General features: G+C 36.4%; 26 protein-coding genes. 3 read left to right on the top strand and 23 right to left on the bottom strand.

What is annotated here, in order from left to right; genetic code table 11:
• Positions 1–2: 2 nt before the first annotated feature.
• From buk to BLV40_RS03290, 4 genes are all read right to left on the bottom strand, one after another.
• Positions 3–1,106, bottom strand: coding sequence for a butyrate kinase (gene buk / locus BLV40_RS03270; RefSeq protein ID WP_090687445.1), 1,104 nt, complete (start codon positions 1,104–1,106; stop codon positions 3–5).
• Positions 1,107–1,193: 87 nt separating this feature from the next.
• Positions 1,194–2,294, bottom strand: coding sequence for a leucine dehydrogenase (locus BLV40_RS03275; RefSeq protein ID WP_026590002.1), 1,101 nt, complete (start codon positions 2,292–2,294; stop codon positions 1,194–1,196).
• Between the two features lie 35 nt (positions 2,295–2,329).
• On the bottom strand, positions 2,330–3,229 hold the full coding sequence (gene yqiS, locus BLV40_RS03280) for a phosphate butyryltransferase (RefSeq protein WP_026590001.1): 900 nt from the start codon (positions 3,227–3,229) through the stop codon (positions 2,330–2,332).
• A 195-nt stretch (positions 3,230–3,424) separates the two neighbouring features.
• Complete coding sequence (locus BLV40_RS03290) at positions 3,425–5,497, bottom strand: sigma-54 interaction domain-containing protein (protein WP_090687446.1); 2,073 nt, start codon at positions 5,495–5,497, stop codon at positions 3,425–3,427.
• A 138-nt stretch (positions 5,498–5,635) separates the two neighbouring features.
• On the opposite strand from BLV40_RS03290, the gene BLV40_RS03295 reads away from it, so the two are divergent.
• A complete protein-coding gene (locus BLV40_RS03295) occupies positions 5,636–5,869 on the top strand; it encodes a DUF2627 domain-containing protein (RefSeq protein WP_026589999.1) in 234 nt (77 codons plus the stop codon).
• A gap of 38 nt (positions 5,870–5,907) precedes the next feature.
• Here BLV40_RS03295 and BLV40_RS03300 read toward each other — a convergent pair whose 3' ends face one another.
• Positions 5,908–6,636 carry a glycerophosphodiester phosphodiesterase gene (locus tag BLV40_RS03300; RefSeq protein WP_026589998.1) on the bottom strand — a complete coding sequence of 243 codons (729 nt, stop codon included), beginning with the start codon at positions 6,634–6,636 and terminating at the stop codon, positions 5,908–5,910.
• A gap of 50 nt (positions 6,637–6,686) precedes the next feature.
• Here BLV40_RS03300 and BLV40_RS03305 point away from each other — a divergent pair, with 50 nt between their 5' ends.
• The gene (locus BLV40_RS03305; RefSeq protein WP_081810939.1) at positions 6,687–6,833 is read left to right on the top strand and encodes a YycC family protein; all 147 of its coding nucleotides are present in this window, start codon (positions 6,687–6,689) and stop codon (positions 6,831–6,833) included.
• 197 nt (positions 6,834–7,030) lie between these two features.
• Here the strand turns inward: BLV40_RS03305 and BLV40_RS03310 are convergent, their stop codons facing one another.
• The 15 genes from BLV40_RS03310 to accB all read right to left on the bottom strand — a co-directional run bounded on the left by BLV40_RS03310 (position 7,031) and on the right by accB (position 22,377).
• Complete coding sequence (locus BLV40_RS03310; RefSeq protein WP_090687448.1) at positions 7,031–7,561, bottom strand: hypothetical protein; 531 nt, start codon at positions 7,559–7,561, stop codon at positions 7,031–7,033.
• A gap of 222 nt (positions 7,562–7,783) precedes the next feature.
• Positions 7,784–8,578, bottom strand: a complete 795-nt coding sequence (gene spo0A, locus BLV40_RS03315; RefSeq protein WP_026589997.1) for a sporulation transcription factor Spo0A — start codon at positions 8,576–8,578, stop codon at positions 7,784–7,786.
• Between the two features lie 289 nt (positions 8,579–8,867).
• Positions 8,868–10,169, bottom strand: coding sequence for a SpoIVB peptidase (gene spoIVB / locus BLV40_RS03320; RefSeq protein WP_026589996.1), 1,302 nt, complete (start codon positions 10,167–10,169; stop codon positions 8,868–8,870).
• Between the two features lie 117 nt (positions 10,170–10,286).
• On the bottom strand, positions 10,287–12,026 hold the full coding sequence (gene recN, locus BLV40_RS03325) for a DNA repair protein RecN (protein ID WP_090687450.1): 1,740 nt from the start codon (positions 12,024–12,026) through the stop codon (positions 10,287–10,289).
• A gap of 263 nt (positions 12,027–12,289) precedes the next feature.
• Entirely contained in the window at positions 12,290–12,739 is a 450-nt protein-coding gene (argR, locus tag BLV40_RS03330) for an arginine repressor ArgR (protein ID WP_017150893.1), read from the bottom strand.
• A gap of 142 nt (positions 12,740–12,881) precedes the next feature.
• The gene (locus tag BLV40_RS03335; protein ID WP_026589994.1) at positions 12,882–13,721 is read right to left on the bottom strand and encodes a TlyA family RNA methyltransferase; all 840 of its coding nucleotides are present in this window, start codon (positions 13,719–13,721) and stop codon (positions 12,882–12,884) included.
• A gap of 3 nt (positions 13,722–13,724) precedes the next feature.
• On the bottom strand, positions 13,725–15,617 hold the full coding sequence (gene dxs / locus BLV40_RS03340) for a 1-deoxy-D-xylulose-5-phosphate synthase (protein ID WP_026589993.1): 1,893 nt from the start codon (positions 15,615–15,617) through the stop codon (positions 13,725–13,727).
• 365 nt (positions 15,618–15,982) lie between these two features.
• Positions 15,983–16,876 carry a polyprenyl synthetase family protein gene (locus BLV40_RS03345; protein ID WP_090687452.1) on the bottom strand — a complete coding sequence of 298 codons (894 nt, stop codon included), beginning with the start codon at positions 16,874–16,876 and terminating at the stop codon, positions 15,983–15,985.
• The gene (gene xseB / locus BLV40_RS03350; RefSeq protein ID WP_090687454.1) at positions 16,876–17,106 is read right to left on the bottom strand and encodes an exodeoxyribonuclease VII small subunit; all 231 of its coding nucleotides are present in this window, start codon (positions 17,104–17,106) and stop codon (positions 16,876–16,878) included. Before xseB ends, BLV40_RS03345 begins: the two co-directional genes overlap by 1 nt.
• A complete protein-coding gene (xseA, locus tag BLV40_RS03355; protein ID WP_026589990.1) occupies positions 17,096–18,454 on the bottom strand; it encodes an exodeoxyribonuclease VII large subunit in 1,359 nt (452 codons plus the stop codon). The genes xseB and xseA overlap by 11 nt, the downstream gene beginning before the upstream one ends.
• Positions 18,455–18,480: 26 nt before the next feature.
• A complete protein-coding gene (gene folD / locus BLV40_RS03360; RefSeq protein WP_026589989.1) occupies positions 18,481–19,341 on the bottom strand; it encodes a bifunctional methylenetetrahydrofolate dehydrogenase/methenyltetrahydrofolate cyclohydrolase FolD in 861 nt (286 codons plus the stop codon).
• 23 nt (positions 19,342–19,364) lie between these two features.
• Positions 19,365–19,757, bottom strand: coding sequence for a N utilization substance protein NusB (gene nusB / locus BLV40_RS03365; protein ID WP_026589988.1), 393 nt, complete (start codon positions 19,755–19,757; stop codon positions 19,365–19,367).
• Positions 19,758–20,103: 346 nt separating this feature from the next.
• Positions 20,104–20,496: an Asp23/Gls24 family envelope stress response protein gene (locus tag BLV40_RS03370; RefSeq protein ID WP_026589987.1), complete on the bottom strand. Its 393-nt coding sequence runs from the start codon at positions 20,494–20,496 to the stop codon at positions 20,104–20,106.
• Between the two features lie 23 nt (positions 20,497–20,519).
• Complete coding sequence (gene accC / locus BLV40_RS03375; RefSeq protein WP_026589986.1) at positions 20,520–21,872, bottom strand: acetyl-CoA carboxylase biotin carboxylase subunit; 1,353 nt, start codon at positions 21,870–21,872, stop codon at positions 20,520–20,522.
• Between the two features lie 16 nt (positions 21,873–21,888).
• The gene (gene accB, locus BLV40_RS03380) at positions 21,889–22,377 is read right to left on the bottom strand and encodes an acetyl-CoA carboxylase biotin carboxyl carrier protein (protein WP_026589985.1); all 489 of its coding nucleotides are present in this window, start codon (positions 22,375–22,377) and stop codon (positions 21,889–21,891) included.
• A 591-nt stretch (positions 22,378–22,968) separates the two neighbouring features.
• Here accB and BLV40_RS03385 point away from each other — a divergent pair.
• On the top strand, positions 22,969–23,166 hold the full coding sequence (locus tag BLV40_RS03385) for a DNA recombination protein RecO (protein WP_090687456.1): 198 nt from the start codon (positions 22,969–22,971) through the stop codon (positions 23,164–23,166).
• A 38-nt stretch (positions 23,167–23,204) separates the two neighbouring features.
• Here BLV40_RS03385 and BLV40_RS03390 read toward each other — a convergent pair whose 3' ends face one another.
• Genes BLV40_RS03390 through spoIIIAF form a run of 3 tightly spaced genes read right to left on the bottom strand, consistent with a single transcriptional unit; the run spans position 23,205 to position 25,131 of the window.
• Positions 23,205–23,831, bottom strand: coding sequence for a SpoIIIAH-like family protein (locus tag BLV40_RS03390; RefSeq protein ID WP_090687457.1), 627 nt, complete (start codon positions 23,829–23,831; stop codon positions 23,205–23,207).
• A gap of 12 nt (positions 23,832–23,843) precedes the next feature.
• A complete protein-coding gene (gene spoIIIAG, locus BLV40_RS03395; RefSeq protein ID WP_026589983.1) occupies positions 23,844–24,509 on the bottom strand; it encodes a stage III sporulation protein AG in 666 nt (221 codons plus the stop codon).
• Positions 24,499–25,131: a stage III sporulation protein AF gene (spoIIIAF, locus tag BLV40_RS03400; RefSeq protein WP_026589982.1), complete on the bottom strand. Its 633-nt coding sequence runs from the start codon at positions 25,129–25,131 to the stop codon at positions 24,499–24,501. The genes spoIIIAG and spoIIIAF overlap by 11 nt, the downstream gene beginning before the upstream one ends.
• Positions 25,132–25,143 lie beyond the last annotated feature (12 nt).

Consider the following 25,143-nt stretch of genomic DNA (forward strand, 5'->3'; position numbering starts at 1 on the left):
TCTCAACCCCTAGCTACCGTTTCTTTTTCTCGTACAACATACTCTTTTGGAGCTTCTTCCTCACGTAACACACGAAGCGCTCCTTCTGCTAATGCTTGTAATTCATCTTCTCCAGGATGTACAATGACATCGGCAATCCAATGAACACGCTCTTTAATTTCATCAACAAGGATTTTACTATATGCAAGTCCACCTGTTAAAACAATTGCATCGACTTTCCCATGAAGAACGGCACTTGCCCCACCAATTTCTTTTGCAACTTGGTACGCCATTGCTTTATAAATAAGTGTTGCCTCAGGATCACCTTTCTCAACCATGTTTTCAACCTTAATTGCATCATTTGTGCCAATGAGACTCACTAACCCGCCTTGTCCAACAATCTTTTTCATCATTTCATCGCGGTAATACTCACCAGAGAAACACATTTCAACTAACTGTCCAACTGGTACTGTTCCAGCACGTTCTGGACTAAATGGCCCTTCTCCGTTTAAGCCATTATTTACATCGATAACTTTTCCATTTTTATGAGCACCAACTGTAATCCCACCGCCCATATGAGCAATTAATAGGTTTAAGTCTTCATATTTACGATCAAGCTCTACTGCAACCTTACGAGCTACCGCTTTTTGATTTAACGCATGAAAAATACTTTTCCGCTCCATGCCAGCTATTCCACTAATGCGTGCAATCGGTGCCATTTCATCAACAACAACTGGATCAACGATGAATGCCGGAATATTTAATCCAGAAGCGATTTCATATGCTAAAATCCCTCCAAGATTTGATGCATGATGACCGCTATATCCACTTTTCAAATCTTCTAACATCGATTCATTTACTGTATACGTACCACCTTCAATCGGACGAAGTAATCCCCCGCGGCCACAAACAGCGTTTAATTTCGAAATATTAATACCATGAGAATGAAGAACTTCTAAAATGGTTTCTTTTCGGAATTCATATTGATCAATAATTCGTTTATATTTCCCAATTTTATCTACATCATGACGAATCGTTTCTTCTAGAACAGGTCTTTCATTATCAAAAACACCTATTTTTGTTGATGTACTACCCGGATTAATAACAAGGATTCGATTTAAAGACAATGTTGCTACCTCCACCTTTAAATTCAAAAGGCAGTGGAAACCTCATAAGAGGTAACCACAGCTTTTGTAAAATTTATATATGATAGATTAGCGACGGCTAATAATGTCATGGCCGTTGCGTAAGAATGTACTACGTGTATTTTTTAAACTTGCAATACGCTCTTCAGCTAGACGATCTGCTGCAAGATAAGTTGGTACACCATCACGTTTTGAAATTTCAATTACTTTTGCAATTGTGTCATAAATAGATTCTACGCGTTTTAATGCACGTTCTCTATTGTATCCATATAACTCATCCGCTACGTTAATTACGCCGCCCGCATTAATTACATAATCCGGTGCATATACAATTCCCATTTCATGAATCGTATCGCCATGACGATCTTCTTTTAATTGGTTATTTGCAGAACCCGCAATTACTTTTGCTTTCAGTTGTGGAATTGTTTCATCATTCACTGTTGCCCCTAGTGCACATGGTGCGTAAATATCACATTTTACACCGTAAATTTCGTTTGGCTCAACTGCTGTTGCACCAAATTCTTCTACTGCACGTTGTACTGCTTCTTTATTAATGTCTGTAACGATTAATTGTGCTCCCTCAGCATGTAAATGTTTGCATAAGTGATATGCTACGTTTCCAACACCTTGAACAGCAATTACTTTTCCTTCTAAGCTATCTGTACCAAATGCTTCTTTTGCTGCTGCTTTCATACCACGGTAAACACCATAAGCAGTTACTGGAGATGGGTTACCAGAAGAACCGAATGAAGGTGAAATACCTGTTACAAAGTCAGTCTCTTCATGAATAATATCCATATCATCAACCGTTGTACCAACATCTTCTGCAGTAATATAACGACCGTTTAAGCCTTGGATATAACGTCCTAGCGCACGGAACATTGCTTCACTTTTATCTTTACGTGGGTCACCGATGATAACTGTTTTTGCACCACCTAAGTTTAAACCAGCTGCTGCGTTTTTATATGTCATCCCTTTTGCAAGACGCAATGCATCTTCAATCGCCGCTTCTTCAGAATCATATGTCCACATTCTTGTTCCACCAAGTGCCGGTCCAAGTGTTGTATCATGAATTGCAATGATTGCTTTTAATCCAGATTCTTTATCTTGACAAAATACTACTTGCTCATAATCATATTTTTCTAAGTATTCGAAGATTTCTAATGTCATTGTCATTTCCCCCTAATTGTTTTTACCCTTTTGGTTTATTTAGAAGCAGTCGCAACTGCTAAAGCTAATGAATATACTTTTGTTTCTGCCGAATCGGCACGAGATGTTAAAACAATTGGTGCTTTCGCGCCAGCAATCATCGCTCCTACATTTGCATTTGCAAAATAAACAAGCGATTTATATAGCACGTTTCCGGCTTCAATCGTTGGGACGAGTAAAATGTCTGCCTTACCTGCTACATCACTTACAATGCCTTTGTGTTCTGCTGCAATTTGTGATACAGCATTATCTAAAGCAAGTGGTCCATCAACGACACAATTTTTAATTTGTCCACGACGATTCATTTGTGTCAACATTGCTGCATCAATTGTTGCCTGCATTGCTGGATTAATAACTTCCACCGCTGCAACTGGAGCCACTTTCGGTAATTCAATTCCTATTGCCCGGGCAACTTCAACAGTATTTTGTATAATAGCAGCTTTTTGCTGTACATCAGGTGCAATATTCATCGCTGCATCTGTGACGAAAATAAAGCGATCATAATTTGGAACTTCAAATGCCGCTACATGCGATAATACGCTACCTTTGCGAAGTCCCCACTCTTTATTTAATACTGCTTTTAAAATACTTGCTGTTGGGATGTTCCCCTTCATAAGCACATCGGCTTCACCATTTCTTACTGCCTTAACAGAAAGTTCCGCAGCCTCGATATTTGATGATGCTGCAATCACTTGAACATGGTCTGAAGCTTGTAATCCATGCTCTTGTAACATACCCATAATTATTTCTTGATTTCCATATAGACGAAATTGAGCTAACTGTAATTGTATCGCTTTAACTACTGCCTCAATTACTTCATGATCTTCAGCTACTGCCACAGCCACAGTTTTTCTTGGCTTTCCGGCTGCTTGATCAATTAGGTTTTGCAACTTCATATTTTGTAATCAACCCTTTCCATCGTCCCTCGTCTATTTAATAAGCAAATACCGTGCCAACTTTTTAAAGTGGTCATACCAATTATGAAAACGTATACAAAATGCAGTAAAATCAGCACTTTGAAAAATCACATAATATGCTGTCTTAAAATGTCGTTTTTTATATACCATGCAATAAATTGCATGGTACGCAATTTATTGCATGCTATTTTTTGCATGGTCATACTTTTCTAACTTATAATATAAATTTCGAACTGAAATTCCTAGCGCTTTTGCCGTCTTTGTTTTATTCCCTTCAAATTCCTCTAAATATTCATGTATAATATTCCCTTCAAATTCTGTTACCAGGTGTTCAAGAGACCTTTCTTCTAATTTAGGTAGCAAACTAGTCCCCTTTACCTCCACTTGATCTCCCTTATGCAAAGAAGGTAAATGATGCACCTCAATATACATTTCATTATAGTTCATAAAAATAATGGCCCGTCCCAAAATATTTTCTAGCTCTCTCACATTCCCAGGCCAATCATACGATTGCAAATATTCAATAGCCGCTTCTGTTAACCCTTCTACATTACGGCCATAATCTTGGTTAATTTTTTGAATCAATCGTTCTGATATAACAGGAATATCTTCCTTCCGCTGACGAAGAGAAGGAATTTGGATCGGAATTTTATTTAAGCGATAATATAAGTCTTCTCGAAACTCACCTTCCAAAATTGCTTTTTCTAAATTTACATGTGTGGCTGCAATAACCCGAACATTAATAGGAATCGGCTTTGTCCCTCCCACCTTCACAATCTCTTTCTCCTGTAAAACACGCAGTAATTTCGCTTGTGTACTTGCAGAAACTTCTCCAATCTCATCTAAAAAAATACTCCCATTGTTCGCTTCTTCAAAGAAGCCACGTTTACCGCCTCTTCTCGCACCAGAAAATGCTCCTTCTTCATAACCAAACAGTTCACTTTCTAATAGCGTTTCTGAAATAGCAGCACAGTTCACACGCACAAATTTATTGTACTTCCGATTACTCCCATTATGAATAGCATGCGCAAATAACTCTTTTCCAGTTCCTGACTCTCCTCGGAGCAATACAGTTGCCGGTGTATTCGCTCCAAGTTTTGCTTGTTCAATTGCGGCCATTGTTTCATCAGACGTCCCCACAATATCCTCAAAAGAATATTTTGCTTCGAGCGTTCGAATAATTTGTCTTGCCCGATTTAATTCATGCGTTAACTTTTGAATTTCTGACACATCACGAATAACACCAACGCTGCCCTTCAATATACCATCAACAATAACCGGTGCCACATTTACAACTACATCTCGTTTTTTCTGTCCAATCTTCATATGTATCCCCCGAACAGCTCTACGCGTCCGAAGTACTTTCATATGCATACTCTCGCCTTCTACAATATCAGTCGTCGCCGGTTTCCCAATAATGTCATCCTCGTTTAGACCGGTTAATTTTGTATAAGCAGGATTAATTACAAGACCTCTCCCCTTCTCATCTACAACAGAAATCGCTTCCTCAGACGAATGAATGATCGCTTCTAATAATGTTTGAATTTCTTTTAAATCTGTAACCTCTTCCGCCAAGTCTACAACTTCTGTAATATCTTTAAAAATTGCAAATGCCCCTTGAACCTCTCCGTCTTCTTTCAAAATAGGAATGCGCGTTGTAATAATCTTCTTTCCATTCCCTAATGTCAGTTCATGATTCACTTCTATTTGTTTCGTTCGTATAATGCGAAGTAATTTACTAGTCGGGATTACTTCGAAAATGTATTTCCCTACCGCTTCTCCGGACTTATAACCTGTTATACGTTCTGCACTTTTATTAAATAATTTTACATACCCTTCTGAATCAATCACGATCATTCCATCATGAGTGGAATTTAAAATTAAATTCCCTTGCTGCGTTTGTTCTTTTAATTTTTCAATTAGCTCTTCCTTCTCATGTGCTAACCTCGTAACAATCTTCGCAATATCTCCTGGTATCAAAAGGGTGTTTTCTCGTTTGCTTTCTAAAAGAACTTTATGTAATTGATAATCCCCTGTCATATCAAACATCACATCAATATCAGTTGCCAAAAAGGGCTCTATATTCGTTCCAATTGCAATATGTCGTTCTTTTGCAAGTTGCAATCCTTTCGCCTTTGGGTTTATATCAATCATCCCTATAATCTCAAATATATTTGAACTCTGTAGCAAGCTCAGAATCGTACTTCCACCTTCGCCCGCTCCAATAATTAACACTTTTTGTTTCACACATTACACTTCCCCTCGAAGTATCTCTGCAAAATTTTGCACACCCTTATCTTACTCGTTCAGCCCCCTCTTGACAAACCCCCTTTTTATATAACATCATTTAATATATACAAAATTATCTGAAAAGGAGCATTACCTATGCAGCGTTACTTTGCTCTTCTCTTAGCACTTATTCCCATTTCATTAGCAGTGCTAGGGATAAAACTAATGAGAGATACTGTATTCGGCATCCTTTTATCTCCCATTCCTGTATTGTGGTTGCAATTTTTAATAGGTGTATTCTGCTTTGCAATCGGTTTTTATATCTTTGGCGGCTTCGTATTATACCGCGATCGTAAGCGAAATAAAGTTCAAGCCCGTTTTCGAAGATAAGTAAACATAAAAAATGAGACCTTCTTTCATTAAGGGTCTCATTTTTCCACTTGCAATAGTACTCTAGCAGTTTCTGGATAATCAGTAATAATTGCTGATATATTCATATCAAAATATTTACGCATGACCGTCTCATCATTTATCGTATACGGACGAACATCAACTCCACATTCCATTGTTAATTCAGCAATCGCATCAGGAAGGTAACGATAATTCGGATGAATAGCAGTAGCACCCATTTTTTGCGCATACGCCCACGGACTATGTAAACCTTCTCGATATAAAATAGCCGTTTGAATATCCGGGGCCATCATATGACACATCTTCATACTGTAATGATTAAAAGAGGAGAAAATGATTCGATCTTCTAAGGCAAATTTTCTTACAAGTGTTATAACCTCTTCTTCTAAACCATGATATGGAATTTTATTATTTTTTAATTCAATGTTAAGCAACAATGAATTAGATTGTAGCCATTCTAGCACTTCCTCCAGTAAAGGAATTTTGCAGAACCCTACTTTTTCAGAAAACTTGTAACTGGCATCTAACTTCCGTAAATCTTCATATAAATAATTTCGAACAGCACCCTTACCGTTCGTTGTACGATTGACCGTTTCATCATGAATAACAACGATTTTTTTGTCTTTTGTAAACTGTACATCCAATTCAATACCATCTGCTCGAAATGATTCCGCAGCTTCAAACGAAATCATTGTATTTTCTGGATACGTCCCAGCTGCACCTCTGTGAGCAAATACAAGAGTCATCCTCTCTCCCCCAATCTTATGCTATACTATACGAAAAAGGAGGTACTTCTATGAGACCATTACAAATTTCTCCAGACACTGCAATTCGCCTATCAAAAGCTCTAGGTGTTCCACTTGAACAAATTATGCATATGCCACAGCATATTTTAATTCAAAAGTTAGTTGAATTAGAAAAACAAAATAAAGATAAAGAATAATATAGTCCTGTTTTGCAGGGCTTTTTATTACCCTCAATTTATTCCCTTTTTAATTCATCTTATCACTGAGCAATTTCACATAAAACCTTATAGTTTAAACGAAAATAATGTGAGTGCACAGTTGCCCATCATTAACAAACATTTTTTAATGCGAAAGAAAAACACCTCTTACTTTATAACCTCGATAGTGAACCCATTTAGATTGGCAATGTTAAAGCCATTACGATATTTTCTCTATACTCCTCGTCCTTTTCCTTCAATTCTAGAACCTTACGCCTCAAATCAATATTCACATATAGTTCGCAATAACGATTTAATTCTTCATCTTCATCAAAAAACAATTTAAATTTTAGAATTTCATTTTCAAAATTTGATGGATCACCCGCTAATGTAAAACACGTAAAAGGTACTACATTATTCATTTTAGAATTACTATCTTTCGATAAGTATAAATGTGATATAACGTGTACTAAATAATCGGAATCACTCCCCAAAGAATAAAATACAATACCGTTTTGATGAAAAGCGTTATCATTTATTTCCCCTTCAGTACTTATACCCCTTATCATATTATTTTTAAAAGCAATCATGAATCCAACAATTTCCCCTTCAAATTGACCAAAAGCTTTAACAACATGATACCCTTTCTCTCTCCAATAATGTGTAATATTAAACGTTAAATCTTGAAATCCCTCTTCTGTATTTTCATTAATCACCACAAATTTCATATCAGTCCTTATACTCCTTTTTCTATTTTCTAAAAAGATACCTCTTATTTCCAGCGTAACATAATAAAAACCTCCTATCTATCGGAATAAACTTCTAATCCAATAAATAAAAGGTTTTTAAATTAACCGCCAATTACTTATGTACTTTATTGCCTACATACGTAATTTGTTGGCTATTAAATTTTGTTATGAAATACGCTTAACATCTTGATACAACAACACTTACGAAGCCTTATGTTCAAGCCTTAACTTATCTGCTACCATCGCGATAAATTCTGAATTCGTAGGTTTTGCTTTTGACATCGATACAGTATAACCAAATAAGGACGAGATTGAATCAATATTCCCACGGCTCCACGCCACTTCAATTGCATGGCGGATTGCGCGTTCTACACGGCTTGCTGTCGTATTATATTTTTTTGCAATATCCGGGTATAAAACTTTCGTAATAGAGCCAAGAAGCTCGATATCGTTATATACCATAGAGATCGCCTCTCGCAAATACATGTATCCTTTAATATGAGCTGGTACACCAATTTCATGAATGATGCTGGTAATACTCGCATCTAGATTCTTCGGTTTTCCATCTACTGTTGTTGCAGATCGGAAAGATGGTAGTGGACGTTTAATTGTAGTATTCGTTTTACCGCTTACTTGACGAATATGGCTCGTTAAATTTTCCATATCAAATGGCTTTAAGATAAAATAAGAAGCACCTAAATCAACTGCTTTTTTCGTTACATCCTCTTGTCCAAATGCTGTTAACATAATAACATTCGGCTGCCTTAGTCGTTCAATATGCCGCATTTTCTCTAATACCGCTAAACCATCTAAATGCGGCATAATAATATCCAAAACGAGTACATCTGGTTGTTTCTCTTTCAGTAAATTTAAACACTCTTGACCATTATAAGCAATCCCAATTACTTCCATATCATCTTGGGCAGCAACATAACTTTCTAACATTGATACTAGTTCCTTATTATCATCCACAAGACACACTTTAATTTTCTCCACAGCTTTTCCTCCCTTACCGAATCGATTCTCCCGACATGTGTAAGCTTCTAGGCTACATGAATTGTTCGACAATTGTGTGAAATTTCCCTTTTAAAGTTTCTTAATTTCCGATAAAATCACAAAAAAATATGTTTATCGTTCATTTATTTTCTTTCTTTACACATTCCATCATAGGTTTACAACGAAACGTTCACTCTTTTGTTTTATTTTACAACAAAAAGCAGCTCTTGCGGAGCTTTTACAAAATTTCAACGAATTTCTCAAAAAAAAAAAAGCAAGCTGATGTTAGTCAGCTTGCTTTTTTCTCTTGCTCATAAATATTAATTCCTGCTTCATGTAACATCCATTCAATATGAACACCATACCCCGAAGTCGGATCATTCACAAATACATGTGTAACAGCACCAATCATTTTTCCATTTTGAACAATTGGGCTACCACTCATCCCTTGAACAATACCACCTGTTTTGGCCAACAAACGTTTATCTGTAACTTTTACAACCATTCCTTTTGTCGCTGGGAACTTTTGTGGTACCGTGCTTACGATTTCGATATCAAATGCCTCTACTTTGTCTTGATCGATAACTGTTAATATTTTTGCCGGTCCTTCTTTCACCTGATGAGATAAAGCAATCGGCATCGCCTCATCCATTATGCCATTTTTTATGCCTGTATTTAATTTACCAAAAATACCAAACGGACTATTTGTTGTAATATTACCAATTACTTCACGATCCGGTGAAAACCTTGCTAATTTTTCTCCTGGATTTCCATGACTACCGCGTTCGATAGAAGTAACTGTCGAACGAACAATCTGTCCGTCTTCTACTTGAATTGGTTTTTTCGTATCATTATCAGAAATAACATGCCCAAGTGCTCCATATTTCATGGAATCCGGATGAACAAACGTCATTGTTCCAATACCAGCAGCTGAATCACGAATATATAAACCAATTCGGTAAGACGACTCACCATTACCTTTTTCTGGTGTTAGTTTTGTACGAATATACTTACCATCTCGTAATAAAACAAGATTAATCGGTTCACCTGTTTGTCCGCTGTCATGGATAAAAGGTGCCACATCACTCATTTTTTCAATTGTTTTTCCATTAATTTCAGTAATCATATCCCCAACTTGTACACCAGCCACTTCTCCAGGTGATACTTTACCTCTCTCTGTTTGAATTAAATGATGCCCAACAACAAGTACACCTTTTGTATTCAATTTTACTCCAATTGATTGGCCGCCTGGAATCACTTTAAAATCTTTCAATACTTTAACATTTACTTTTTTTACTGGAAAACCAGCAAGTTGAAAAACCATATCCGCTTCACCAGTTTGATGCGAATTTACTACAAGTCCGGATTTCTGTTCTTTATTTGAACTCACTGTAAAAACACTATGATTTGTCGATGAAGCCTGGAAAACTGGAAATGATGTTATTTCTGATTGTTGTCCCTCAAAAATAACAAGTTGCTTTGGGGATGAAATAAACGTACGAAGCGGTTTAAAACATCCGATAAAAACTAATGAAACAAGGAGACAAAGACCTATTATTTTTCGAAATTGCTCTAATTTCAATTTGTTCACTCTCCTCGCTCCTACCCACATTCAGCCTAACGACTTCATCTTTTAATTTCTCCTTGCAACGCTCTGTTTATAACCGGAAGAATTAAGAAATCAGCATTTGAGCAAAAAGGCTATCCATTATTGGATAGCCTCTGCTGTCTGTTTAAAACGATGTGCTTGCATAAGTAACTCTTTAGCATGTTCCGTCGTTAAATCGGTAATTTCCACGCCAGAAATCATTCGAGCGATCTCCGTTACCTTATCCTCTGTACTTAATACAGCAACTGATGTAATCGTCCGATCATTTGCAACTTGTTTACGGATAAATAAATGTGAATCCGCCATCGATGCTACTTGAGGTAAGTGCGTAATACAAAGTACTTGTGAGTTTACAGATACACGATAAATTTTTTCCGCGATCGCTTGTGCTACCCGGCCACTCACTCCCGTATCTACTTCATCAAAAATGACAGATGCAACACCTTGATGCTTAGAAAAAATACTTTTCAAAGCTAAAATAATACGGGATAATTCTCCACCAGAAGCTACTTTTGAAAGTTGTTTTAATGGTTCACCTGGATTTGTTGAAATATAAAATTCCACATGATCATATCCATCCATCGTACATTTCACTGGCATCCCGTCTACAAGCGGATCATCAATACTTCCTTCCCTTTTCGCAATCCTCACTTCAAATTTCGTTTTTTCCATATAGAGTTCTTTTAATTCTTGGTGGATTGCGTTCGTAAGGTGATCTGCCAGCTGATGACGCATATCACTCAACATCGTTGCTTCCTTTAAAACTACATTTTCTACTTCTTTTAATTTCTTTTTCGTCGTTTCAATATGTATATCTTTATTTTCAATTGTAAAAATTTCTTGTTCTATTTTATCAGCATACGCCAAAATCTCTTCTACAGTATTTCCATACTTTCTCTTTAACATACGAATTTCATTTAAACGTGTTTCAATTTCGTCTAAGCGATTCGGATCATATTCCATCATATCTAACTTTTCCCGAAGCTGATAGGCAACCTCTTCTAACAAGTAATAACTATTAGCAATCGAATCATGATTTTCTTGATATGCCTCATCTAGGTGTGTAATACTTTCCATTTGTCCCATTGCATTTCGTACATGATCGAGCCCACCGCCATCTTCACTTAATGAACGGTATGCATCACCAAGCGCTTTATAAATTTTTTCGAAATTGGAGATTTTTAATCTCTCTTCCGTCAATTCATGTTCTTCATCAACCTTCAAATCTGCTTTACGAATTTCTTCATGCTGGAATTGAATTAAATCTAATCGATGTGCCATCTGTTGTTCATTCTCTGTTAGAGATTTAAGATGCCTCTTCAACTGCTCATACTCAGCGTGTACACCTTGATATATTTCTAATTGGTTCACGATACGATCCCCATCAAAATGATCGAGCATAAACAAATGACGTTCCTCATTCATCAAATCTTGTGTTTCATGTTGTCCATGAATATCGACAAGTGTTTTCCCAATCTCTTTTAATATACTCAATGTAACAAGCTTACCATTTACACGACATACACTTTTCCCGTTCGCAGCAATATCCCGTTTTAAAATGATCATTCCATCTTCAATTTCAATATCTAGCTCTTCAGCTTTCGCAATACATGGATGCTTGTCATCCTCTATATAAAATAAACCTTCGATTTCAGCTTTCTCTGTTCCGTACCTAACAAACTCTGCTGAACCACGGCCACCAACAAGTAAGCTAATTGCATCAATAATAATTGATTTACCGGCACCTGTTTCACCACTCAAAACTGTTAAACCTTTTTGAAAAGAAATATTTAATGACTCAATAATAGCAAAGTTTCTAATCGATAATTCCGATAACAATGCTCCATTCACCTCGTTATAAACTAATCCTCTACTAAGGGCTTCCGCTGAGCACTTTTCGCTCAAGTAGTTATTACATGTATCATTTACTCTTCTAGCCCGCTCCATTGTACCAAACATTTGTTTTACGGGTCAATCCATCGATTTCCTAACTTCATTCTAACAAACACTATATTCCACTTTACATTTATCTATTTTTCCCATAACAAAAAAATATCTTGTTTACTTTTTGCTTAAAGCAAAAAATAAACAAGATTCTTTCTTTACAGCATATTTAAGAAACGATCTGATACAAAACCTGTATCTTCAGGCGTACGACAAATGATTAAGCAAGTATCGTCACCACAAATGGTTCCGATAATCTCATCCCATTCTAAATGATCAATAAGTGCTCCGAGCGCGTGCGCGTTACCAGGTAATGTTTTTAACACAAGCATATGTCCTGCTGTGTCTAACTTTACAAACGAATCGACGAGATTACGTTTTAATTTTTGCAACGGATTGAATCGTTGATCTGCTGGCAAGCTATATTTATAGCGACCATCATGTAATGGCACTTTCACTAAGTGCAACTCTTTAATGTCACGTGACACAGTTGCTTGCGTAACATTAAAGCCTTCATTACGTAAAATATCAACTAGTTCATCTTGCGTTTCGATTTCTTTATTCGCGATAATTTCTCTAATTTTAATATGGCGCTGACCTTTATTCATACATTTGCACCTCACACTATCTCTTACCATAGTTTAAACATTGGTATACTTCACTTATTTATGTTAACTTATAATCGTTTACTTGTACATAATTGTTTTTACAATCATTATACAATTCCAACAAAAAGAGGAACAACAATCGTTATTCCTCTTTCCCTTTTTGTTTTAAGACCTCATGAGCTGCTGTTACAACTTGCTCTACAGAAACTAGGGAATGATTTTCACCACTCTCACGCTCACCATGCCACGTTAAATGAATTAAAAACTCAATATTTCCGTCTCCACCCGTAATTGGAGAGTATGTTAAATTTTCAACATCATATCCTTCTTTTATTGCGAAATCAATGATCATTTCTACGACAGCTTCATGAACTTTACGATCGCGAACAATACCTTTCTTCCCAACCTGCTCTCTTCCGGCTTCAAATTGTGGTTTAATTAAAGCCGCAACATCACCATTTGGAGTCAATATTGTTTTTAAGACTGGCAAAATTAATTTTAATGATATAAATGAAACATCAATGCTAGCAAATTGCGGTAATCCACGCTCTAAATCGGTCGGTGTTACATAACGAAAATTCGTTCGTTCCATGACAACAACTCGCTCATCTTGACGAAGCTTCCAAGCGAGTTGATTGTACCCTACATCTAAAGCGTAAGATAACTTCGCACCGTTTTGCAGCGCACAATCTGTAAAGCCACCAGTTGATGAACCAATATCTAACATAATTTTATCTTGTAAATCAAGGTGAAAAGTCTCTAATGCCTTCTCTAACTTATAACCGCCACGGCTCACATATGGCATGACTTGTCCTTTTACCGTAATCGGTGTATCTTGTGGTATTTTTTCCCCTGGCTTATCGAGTCTCATTTCATTTGCATACACTAGTCCTGCCATAACAGCGCGTTTTGCCTTTTCGCGTGTTTCTATAAGCCCTCGTTCTACTAATAGTACATCTACTCTTTCTTTTTTTACACTCATTTGTTACGCCCTTTTTTGTTTTGATGGAATCATTGTATGAATACGGTCCACAACAGCATCTGTCGTTAAACCAATTTCTTCTAACAGCTTTGTAACACTACCGTGTTCAATGAAATAATCTGGAATACCCATTCGTTCAATTAAAGCACTATGATATCCATGCTCAGTAGCAAATTCTGCTACACCTGTACCAAATCCACCGATTAAACAAGCTTCTTCAATTGTTAAAATCGGCATATTTTTTCCTAAGAGTTCATGTAAATACGTTTCATCCATTGGCTTAATAAAACGAGCATTCACAACTTTCACTGAAACTCCAGCTTTTTCAAGACGCTCCGCTGCTTCCATTGCCATTGGAATCGTTGTACCAAATGTTAAAATTGCTGCTTGCGTGCCTTCTTTTAATGTTTCCCATGTACCAATTGGAATCGCTTTGAATTCTTCATCCATTTGAACTCCAAGTCCATTTCCACGAGGATAACGCAGAGCAATTGGACCATCTTCATACTGCATCGCTGTATATACTAAATGCTGACCTTCATTTTCATCTTTCGGCATCATGAGTACCAAGTTCGGTAAATGACGTAAAAATGCGATATCAAATACACCTTGATGCGTTTCACCATCTGCCCCAACTAGTCCTGCACGGTCAATTCCAATGAAGACATTTAAATTTTGACGACATATATCATGAACAACTTGGTCATATGCACGCTGCAAGAAAGTTGAATATATTGCTAAGAACGGCTTCATTCCTTGCGTTGCCATCCCAGCGGCCATCGTTGTTGCATGTTGCTCAGCAATTCCAACATCAATCATACGATTTGGAAACTCTTTATGAAACTTTTCTAGCTTAGAACCAACTGGCATCGCTGGTGTAATCGCAACGATGCGCTCATCTGTTCTTGCAAGCTTATGAACCGTATCACTTACAACAGAACTCCATGCTGGTGCAACTTCCTTCGGTTTCACAAAGTCTCCCGATTCAATTTTATATGGCCCTGTTCCATGCCAAGTCCCAATGACATCACTCTCGGCAGGTTTATAACCTTTTCCTTTTTTCGTAATGACATGAACAAGCACTGGCCCTTTTGTTTTCTTTGCATATTGAAGCGTTTCAAACAAGTTTTCATAACTATGCCCGTCAACAGGACCTAAATATGTAAACCCTAACTCTTCAAAAAAGACACCTGATACAAGTAAATATTTTAAGCTATCTTTTACTTTTTCTGCCGTTGCTGCAACCTTCCCGCCAACTGCTGGAATCTTCTTAAGTAAATACTCTAGTTCATCTTTCACCCACTGGTATTTCCCAGCGGTACGTAAGCGACCAAGTACATTATGAAGTGCACCAACATTCGGCGCAATCGACATTTCATTATCATTAAGAATAACAATCATATCTGTTTTTTCATGTCCGATATGGTTTAACGCTTCTAAAGCCATTCCACCCGTTAAAGCGCCATCCCCTATGATTGGTATAACACATTCTTTCGTTTTCTTTAAATCGCGCGCCAGAGCCATTCCCATCGCAGCAGATAATGAAGTTGAACTATGGCCTGTTTCCCATACATCATGCTCACTCTCGCAACGTTTTGGGAAACCACATAGACCTTTATATTGTCTTAATGTACCAAACTCTTTTGCACGCCCTGTTAAAATTTTATGCACATAGGATTGATGTCCTACATCCCATAAAAATTTATCGTTTGGACTATCAAATAATTTATGCAGAGCAATTGTGAGTTCTACTACACCTAAGTTAGGAGCAATATGTCCACCTGTTTGAGAAAGCTCTTCAATTAAAAACTTCCGAATATCCTCACTCAGTGCCTCTAGTTCGCTGATAGACATATCTTTCAAAAAACTAGGGTTTTGAATTTGCGTTAGATCCACATGGATCACTCACTTTCGTTTCATAATCTGTCAACATGTCAAATATTATAAAAAATATTTGTACAACACAAGAAATTCTTTACTGGTTTTCCTATTACACTCTATTCTACCCTACTTTAGCAAACAATTTTCCATCCTTCTCTACCTTCTAAGAAAGTGAATTATCCCTTTCTATTAAGAAGTGATTCGATTCAAAGGATTATTGATTGCAGCTTCTCTATACGATGAAAAAAGAGCCGCTAACACAAAGTGATAACGGCAACGTAATCTAAATATATTTTTGCCAATAACAAAAAAAGAAAAACCTTTTTCTACATTTATACCACAAAATGAAGAATGACTCAACAAATGAAAACGCTTCTATATTAGTTATTACGCTTTGCTATTAAATCACAAATGGATAATAAATATTCATCTTGTAATCGTAAAGATGCTATCGCATCTTTCGCTTTAGCAATTGTTTCTCCTAAGATACATTTTGCTTCATCTATCGTAAACAACGTAGTATATGTACTTTTTTCATTGGAAACATCACTACCTATTGGTTTTCCAATCTCTTCTTCTGTTCCTTCTACATCTAAAATATCATCGCGAATTTGAAAAGCCAGACCGATATATTTTGCAAATGCAAGTAGTTTTTCTTCTTGCTCTCTAGTTGCTCCTGCAAGTATAGCTCCCGCAAGCACAGCATACTCTAATAAACGCCCTGTTTTATGCCTATGAATATATTCTAATTCTCTAAGCAACAGTTGCTTTCCTTCCGCCTCCATATCCGCTACCTGTCCGGCAACCATTCCTTCTGGTCCAGCTGCTTTGGCAAGTTCAAGCGCAAGCCTTAGTTTTGTTTCTGCAGAAACATCTTGATGATCATACGCTGACACTACTTGGAAAGCATATGTTAATAAGCCATCTCCTGCTAAAACAGCCATCGCTTCACCAAACACTTTATGATTTGTTGGTTTTCCTCGTCTTAAATCATCGTCATCCATACATGGTAAATCATCATGAATTAACGAATACGTATGAATCATTTCAAGAGCACAAGCTGCTCCTATGCCCAGTTCTCTTTCTTTTCCAAAAGCTTGCAACGTTGCAAATAAAAGTAACGGACGAAGACGTTTTCCACCCGCTTCCAATGAGTATGTCATCGCTTCACGAAGTACATTTGGACATTGTAATTGATTTGCATAGCGTACAAGCTGCCCCTCGACGAAAGTTTTACTTTCTTTCACAAAAGCATCAAAAGCTACATATGCCACTATGCTTCATCTCCTACAGCCGTAAATGGACTAAGTTCTCCATCTTCTCCCAGGATAACCGCCATTTGTTCTTGTACATCTTTCAACTTCTCATCACATAGCTTAGACAACACCATACCTTCTTTAAAATATGAGATTGCCTCTTCTAAAGGAACATCACCTTGTTCGAGCTTAGAAACGAGATGTTCAAGCTGAGAAATTGCTTCTTCAAAGCTTAATTTATTTTCCATTGTTTAATTCACGCTCCTCTACGCCCGATACGTTACAATCTAAAACACCATCTTGTAATTGTACTGAAACAACGTCACCAAGACCGACATCTTTCACACTTTTTAACACTTGCTTTTTCTCGCTATACACAAGTCCATAACCTCTCATCATTACTTTCAGCGGACTTAATGCTTCTAGTTTTTGAGCCGCCCCCATAAATGCAAATTCTTTCGTTTGCAGTAATGTTTGCATTTCGCGTTGTAATTGCTTCTGCAATGTTTGTATTCTTGTCTTTGTTTGTAAAATCTTTTGAGAGGGATGATGCTTCTCCAAATAAAATGAAAGTTGTTTTAACTGATTTATCTTTTTCTCTATATAACGTTCTTTGGCTAAAATAAGCTGCTCAAGAGTGCGATCTAACTGTTCTTCTTTTTGTTCATACACTTGCTTTGGATAACGAAACGCATACGATTTTTGAAGTGTTTGCAACTGTTCTTGCTTTTTATGTAACGTTTCTCGCATTGCTCTTTGCAGACGAAGGGTTCGTTGCAACACTTTCTCTTGTAATTCAAGTATATTAGGTACTGCAAGTTCTGCTGCTGCTGTTGGAGTTGGTGCACGTAAATCTGCTACAAAATCTGCAATTGTAAAGTCTGTTTCATGTCCAACTGCTGAGATGATTGGAATTTCACTTGTAAAAATCGCCCGTGCAACCATTTCTTCATTAAAGGCCCATAGCTCTTCAATAGAGCCACCTCCACGCCCGACAATTAATACATCTATCTCCCTCATATCGTTCGCTGTTTGAATCGCTTGTACAATTGAGGGAGCCGCAAACTCCCCTTGTACAAGTACAGGAAATACAATCACATTGCCAATTGGATAACGACGTTTAATCGTTGTTATAATATCACGAATCGCTGCTCCCGTTGGTGATGTGATGACACCAATTGTTTTTGCATATGCAGGAATTGGCTGTTTATATACTTGTGAAAACAACCCTTCTTCCTCTAGTCTTACCTTTAATTGTTCATAAGCTAAATGAAGATTACCAACTCCATCAGGCTGCATGTCATTAACATAAATTTGATATGAACCACTTGCTTCATAGACAGAGATTTTCCCTTTTACAAGTACCTTCATTCCATCTTCTGGTCTAAACTTTATATTACGATTATGCCCCGCAAACATAACCGCTGCTATCCTTGCATTTTCATCCTTTAATGTGAAATACATATGGCCACGGCTATGATATTTAAAGTTTGAAATTTCTCCTTTTAACCAAACAGACTGTAAATGCGGGTCATACTCTATTTTTGTTTTTATATAGCGTGTTAATGCTGTAACGGTTAAATATTGCTTTTCCATCTCTCTCTCCTCATAGCCGATTCAAATTATTTACAAACAACCCCTGCACGTTTTGCAGATTCAACTGTATTATGAAGAAGCATTGTAATTGTCATTGGACCGACTCCTTTTGGTACTGGTGTAATATAGCCTGCGATATCCAGTACATTATCAAAGTCAACATCACCGCATAGTTTTCCTGTGTCTAGACGATTAACACCAACATCAATTACAACTGCGCCTTCTTTTATATAGTCAGCAGTTACCATTTTTGGTCTTCCAACAGCTACAATTAAAATATCCGCTAACTTTGATAATTCTTTTATATTTTTCGTTTTGGAGTGACAATATGTTACAGTCGCATTTTCATTTAAAAATAACTGTCCCACTGGTTTTCCAACAATATTACTTCTTCCAATTACAACAACATGTTTTCCTGTAATATCAAGATTTGTTTCTTTTACTAATTCAACAATACCATGCGGTGTACATGGAAGGAATGTATCTTGGCCTGTCATCATACGACCAACGCAGATTGGATGGAATCCATCTACATCCTTTTCAGGTGAGATTCTTTCAATGATAGCTTTTTCTTCAATATGTTTCGGTAAAGGTAGTTGCACTAATATTCCATTAATACGGTCATCTTCATTTAAGCGATCGATTTCAGCTAACAAACGCTCTTCTGTAATTGTATCTGGAAACTCAATTAGCTCTGAATAAATTCCAACTTGTTCACAGCCCTTTTCTTTTCCTTTTACATAGGAACGAGACGCTGGATCTTCTCCAACTAAAATAACAGCTAATCCTGGTACAATCCCTTGTTCTTTCAACTTCACAACTTCTTCTTTTAATTGTGCTCGTTTTTTCTCCGCAACTTCATTGCCTTTGATGATTACTGCTACCATTTTAAGATTCCCCCTTAAAGAAATTACAGTGTGTCTTTTATATTAGATAAAACGCCGTTTATAAAACGACGAGATTCCTCATCCCCAAATGTTTTGGCAATCTCAATTGCCTCGTTAATTGTTACATTATGCGGAATTTCTTCCATGTACTTCATTTCATACACAGCTAGACGTAAAATACTGCGATCCACAATACTAATACGTTCTAATTTCCACTTCTTTAAATTTTGACGAATTGCTTCATCAATCGCTTCTTTATGTTCTACAAAACCAACAACAAGTGATTCTAAAAACTCGTTTGTTTCTTCGCCTTCTTCTAGCGTATTTTCCACCGCTACTTTCGGCTCTAATTCACCAGTAATATCCATTTGATATAATGCTTGCATGGCTCTTTCTCTAGCCGTCCTACGTTTCATTGTAACTCTCCTTTATACTTCAAGTCTTTCCTTATGTTTTGTTATATTATTATAATTTATAAGCCGTCAATTTACTTACCCTTACAGTTTTCATTGATTTTTCAACTTTATAATACAATGATAATACCACAATTTATCGTTTCATACACGAGTTATAAGGCTGAAAAATAATAAAAAGATTAACTTCAAGTTCCATATCATATCACAATGTACGTTTTTTTTTAAAACGCATCATTTCTTGCTTATTTTTTCTATTTTTGAAATAGTATAATAATTAGAGGGTTTTGTGTGTGAAGAAATGAAACAAGAAAAAAAGGTGCCTTTTTGACGAGGCACCTTTTCATTTTTACACTGGCTCGATTTCTGTTTTTTGCGTTTCGAATGTTACACCAACAATGTGAACATTCACTTCTTTTGGCTCAAGACCCGTCATTGTAAAGAGCGCTTGACGAATATTATCTTGAATTTTTTGTGCAACAACTGGAATTGCTACACCAAAATACATAACAACATAAACGTCAACAATAATATCTTCGTTTACTAATTCAACCTTTACGCCTTTACCATGATTTTTCTTTCCTAACTTTTCAACAACATCTGTAGCAAAGTTACCGCGCATTGCAGCTACTCCATCTACTTCAGCAGCTGCAATACCTGCAATTACCTCAATTACTTCTGGTGCAATTTCTACTTTTCCAAGGGTTGTATCTTGACCCATATCTAACATATGTTCAGCCATGAAAAAAACCTCCTTTAAATGTATCACTGCGTCACAAGTTCATGCTCTTCCAAAAATTTCGTATTAAATTCCCCTTTTATAAAATCAGGATGATCTAGCAATTGTAAATGGAATGGGATTGTCGTATGTACGCCTTCAATGACAAATTCACTAAGCGCTCGTTTCATTTTTGCAATTGCTTCTTCACGTGTTTTTCCGTGAACAATTAATTTCGCAATCATCGAATCATAAAAAGGTGGAATTGAATAACCAGGATAAACAGCTGAATCGACGCGAATACCAAATCCTCCTGGTGGTAAGTACATTTCTACTTTCCCTGGAGATGGCATAAAGTTTTTGGCAGGATTTTCCGCATTAATTCGACATTCAATTGCCCATCCACTAAATTGTACTTCTTCTTGCTGTAGCGATAGCTTTTCTCCTGAAGCAACACGAATTTGTTCTTTAATTAAGTCCATCCCTGTTACCATCTCTGTAACCGGATGTTCTACTTGAATTCGTGTGTTCATTTCCATAAAGTAAAAGCTTTTCGTTTTATATTCATAAATAAACTCAACCGTACCAGCACCTGTATAATCAACCGCTACCGCTGCTTTTACCGCTGCTTCACCCATTTTCTCGCGAATATTCGCATCAAGAGCAGGAGAAGGGCTTTCTTCTAATAATTTTTGCAAACGGCGCTGAATTGTACAATCACGCTCTCCTAAATGAATCGCATTGCCATGTGCATCTGCCATTATTTGAATCTCAACATGGCGGAAATCTTCAACGTACTTTTCTAAGTATACACCAGGGTTCCCAAAAGCGGTACTAGCTTCTTGCTGTGTAATTTGAATCCCCTTTACAAGCTCCTCTTCATGACGCGCAACGCGAATACCTTTTCCACCGCCACCTGCAGTTGCTTTAATAATAACGGGATATCCAATTTGCTTTGCAAGCTCGATCGCTTCTTCTATGTTTTTTATAATTCCTTGTGAACCCGGTACAATTGGAACTCCTGCTTCTTTCATTGTATCACGAGCAACGTCTTTTGTACCCATTTTTGAAATTGCTTCGGGGCTAGGTCCGATAAAAATCAAATTACATTCACGGCATAGTTCTGCAAAATCAGCATTTTCAGCTAAAAATCCATAACCAGGGTGAATTGCATCACAACCTGTTAATTTTGCAACGCTTATAATATTCGTTAAATTTAAATAGCTTTCTTTTGATACCGTTGGCCCAACACAATACGCTTCATCTGCAATTTTCACATGAAGTGATTCTTTGTCCGCCTCTGAATAAATAGCAACTGTTTCAATATTCATCTCTTTACAAGCACGAATAATTCGTACAGCAATTTCCCCACGATTAGCTATCAATACTTTTTTTATCATCACAAAGACTCCCTTATTACGCTTTTACAAGAAATAGCGGTTGTCCATATTCAACAAGTTGTCCATTGTTGACAAGAATTTCAACAATTTCTCCATTTACCTCTGCTTCAATTTCATTAAAAAGTTTCATCGCTTCAACAATGCAAACGACTGTTCCTTCTGAAACACGATCTCCAACACTTACATATGGAGGTGTATCAGGAGAAGAAGAAGCATAGAATGTACCTACCATCGGTGATACGATTTTATGTAAATTCTCATCTTGAACAGCTTTCTTCTCTTCCTGCTTCGGTGCTTCTACTTGCGCCGCCGCTACCGCAGTTTCGATTTCTACAGCCTGTGTTTGTAGCGCTTGCTTCATAACTGGAGCAGTTTGCACAGAAACCACTTCATTACCGCGCTTTTTCATTTTAATTGTCGTGCCATCTTTTTTGTATTCAAATTCATCAATGTTAGAGCTATCAATTAATTTAATTAGTTCACGAACTTCTTGAATTTTAAACATGTAAAATCCACTCCCATACACTTGTTTGTCTCGTTTTTACAACTACCAACATATATAAAACTGTTTCGGTTGTAAAAATACGATGATTCTACTAGAAAGCTTATTCCTATGACACTTACTAGATAAAAATATTTGTTATTCTCATTTTACGATAAATATTTTCAACATTCCAACTTTATATTTCTTTACAATAAATCGAAACTCCTGTAAGAATATTATTTCACTAAATGATTTATTACCTAGTAATAATACCAAGTTTCACTCAAAATTGGCAAGACCACTTCAGAAAAAACATGTTTTTTCTTTATTAAAACTACGAAATACAAAGCCTATTTCTACTAATACATTTTGATTCTCCAACATATAAATCGCTACTACGAGGAACAAAGAAGGACCTGATCGCTTCTATGCACAGACGAATTCTCTCCCTCAAAAAAGGTTTCTTTTTCATTTTTATGTACCCCTGCATTTGTTGATTTATCAATACATATTTTTACCAAATATTATTTTTTTATTTACAAGCCGTTCATCCTTCCTTCATATACGAATAGTATATTCAAAGTAAAATATCTTGTAGTGAGGTGCAGAAATATGATATGGCTCATCTTGTTCGTTCCAGCTGTATTGATATGGCTCATCGTCGTCTTCACTCATGTAAAATATGGAAATAGTAATCATCATTACCACGAACCTTTAATTTTTTACTCGCAGCGCATTTCTCCTTTTCCTATAGAAAAGATTGAAACAGCACAAAAAAGTGACATAGAAAAAAGCTATCGAAAGCGATAGCTTTTTCTATTATTCTTGCTATTGATATATCATACATTTTATTTAACTGGGTCAAACTTGACACCTACATCTTTTAATCCCGCCTCAGCTCGAACAAGTTGGATAATCTTATTCGCTTCTTTCTGAGAATGCTTTGCAGCTTTTACTGTTACTTTAATATCATTTCCATCTGCTCTTACTAGCGCATCATTATAACCGCCTTGTGATTTAATAACTGTTTCAAGCAAACCTTCTTTTGTCTGCATCTTATCGATTGCGTTTAATTCATCTTTTGCTTTACTTATTTCTTCAGCAGAAGATTTTTCTGATTTCATAACATCTTGCAATTTTTCTTTTTGTGCACTACGTTGATCCTCCAATTGCATACGTAAGGCTGTAAAATTCTCATCACTTGATTGTACTGATACATTGCTTTCTTTTTTATTTGTTTCTTTTTTACTTGTCTCTTTTTTACCATCCTCTTTTTTATCTGTTTCTTTATTGGATGTTTCTTTTGTTGCTTCTTTCGTCACTTCTTTTTCAACACCTTGCTTTTCTTGTCCAACCTTTTCACCCGCTGTTGGTGTTGCAGTGTTCATCTTGTCAGGTGTTGTTACATAATAAACAGATAACACAACAACTAAACTTAGCATTGTTAATAACCAAACTGTTTGTTTTTTTAACACTTTATTTCCTCCCTAACTCTTTTTTGGTAGTACCGCAACGCGGTGTGATGGCACATCAAGCATACGTGTCACCGCTTCCTTCACCATCGCTTTAATTTGTATATTATCCACTCCTTTTGCTACAACAAGAACGCCTCGCACTTTCGGTTTCTCTGTTCGTAGTACAATTGGAGTTTCTTTATCACCTTCACGTATAATCACTGTTTTTTCATCAGTAGATTCATCTTCAACTTGCCTTTTACCTCCAGTTTTATCTGTTTCACCTGTTGTTTGTGATCGTTTTACAATATTTTTTTCTAGTATTTTTTCTTCAGATGAATCCAAATTCACTTCAATAGACACATCTTTAACCCCTGTTATATCTTCTAATGCCGTTTTCAATTCTTGTTCATACGCTTTTTCATATTTTTCTACAGCTGACATATTATCGCTCTTTTTTTGCCCAAAGGTTGGTACTTCTTTTTCGGTCTCTTGACTTGTCTTTTCTTTAAACACAGGTACTTCTTCTTTTTTAGGTTGAAAAAAATTACTAGAAAACATAAGCAACATTCCAAGTATAAGTAGGACAAGTAAAAACTTCGGTGTTACCTTTTTCCCCTTCTCCTTATCGTCTTTTTCGTCCCCTTTTAATAAGTTGCGAAAAAATGAGAATTTCGAATTTTTATCTTTATTGTCCATTTACTCTACCTGTCCTCCCTTCCATTTGAACTTGGATTTGTTTACCCTCTAGTTGCCACCTGCTTGAAAAAAACTCTTTCATTTCTATGTTTGTTTCTTCCGAAGTTTCTCGTGGTTCTTTCGTATTAATTTCAACTGGTTTTACTGTTTCAATTGCATCGCTTTTTTTCGGCTCCATTTCTTTTAATGTCACAATAACAGATTGAATATCCTTTGCTGTTTTTACTTCTTCTTTCGTTTCTGCTGCGATTACTTTTATTTCAGACACTGTCACGCCATACTTTTTCTCAAATTCTTTCCCAACTTCTTTTTTCATTTTGACAGCCATCTCTTCTAAACTATATGCACGTGTGAGGGCTTGTATTTCTTTTTTCTTTGTGTCAATTGAATTTTTTATTGATCCATCTGCTACGTATTTTTCTTGATTAAAATTTGCAATCACTTCATTTACATCTGTTTGCAATAATTTAAATAGCGGCGTTAAAATCAATACAACTAACAATAGACCTACAACAAACTTGACATACTTTTGCAAATTCGAGTTAGGAAGGATAAGATGAAGCATTGTCGCTAAGAGTAAAAATACGATAATATTTCGAATCCACTCTGTAATAAATTGCATATCTGTCACCTC

It is taken from the genome of Bacillus sp. 166amftsu, from assembly GCF_900107445.1.
GTDB classification, from domain to species: domain Bacteria; phylum Bacillota; class Bacilli; order Bacillales; family Bacillaceae_G; genus Bacillus_A; species Bacillus_A arachidis.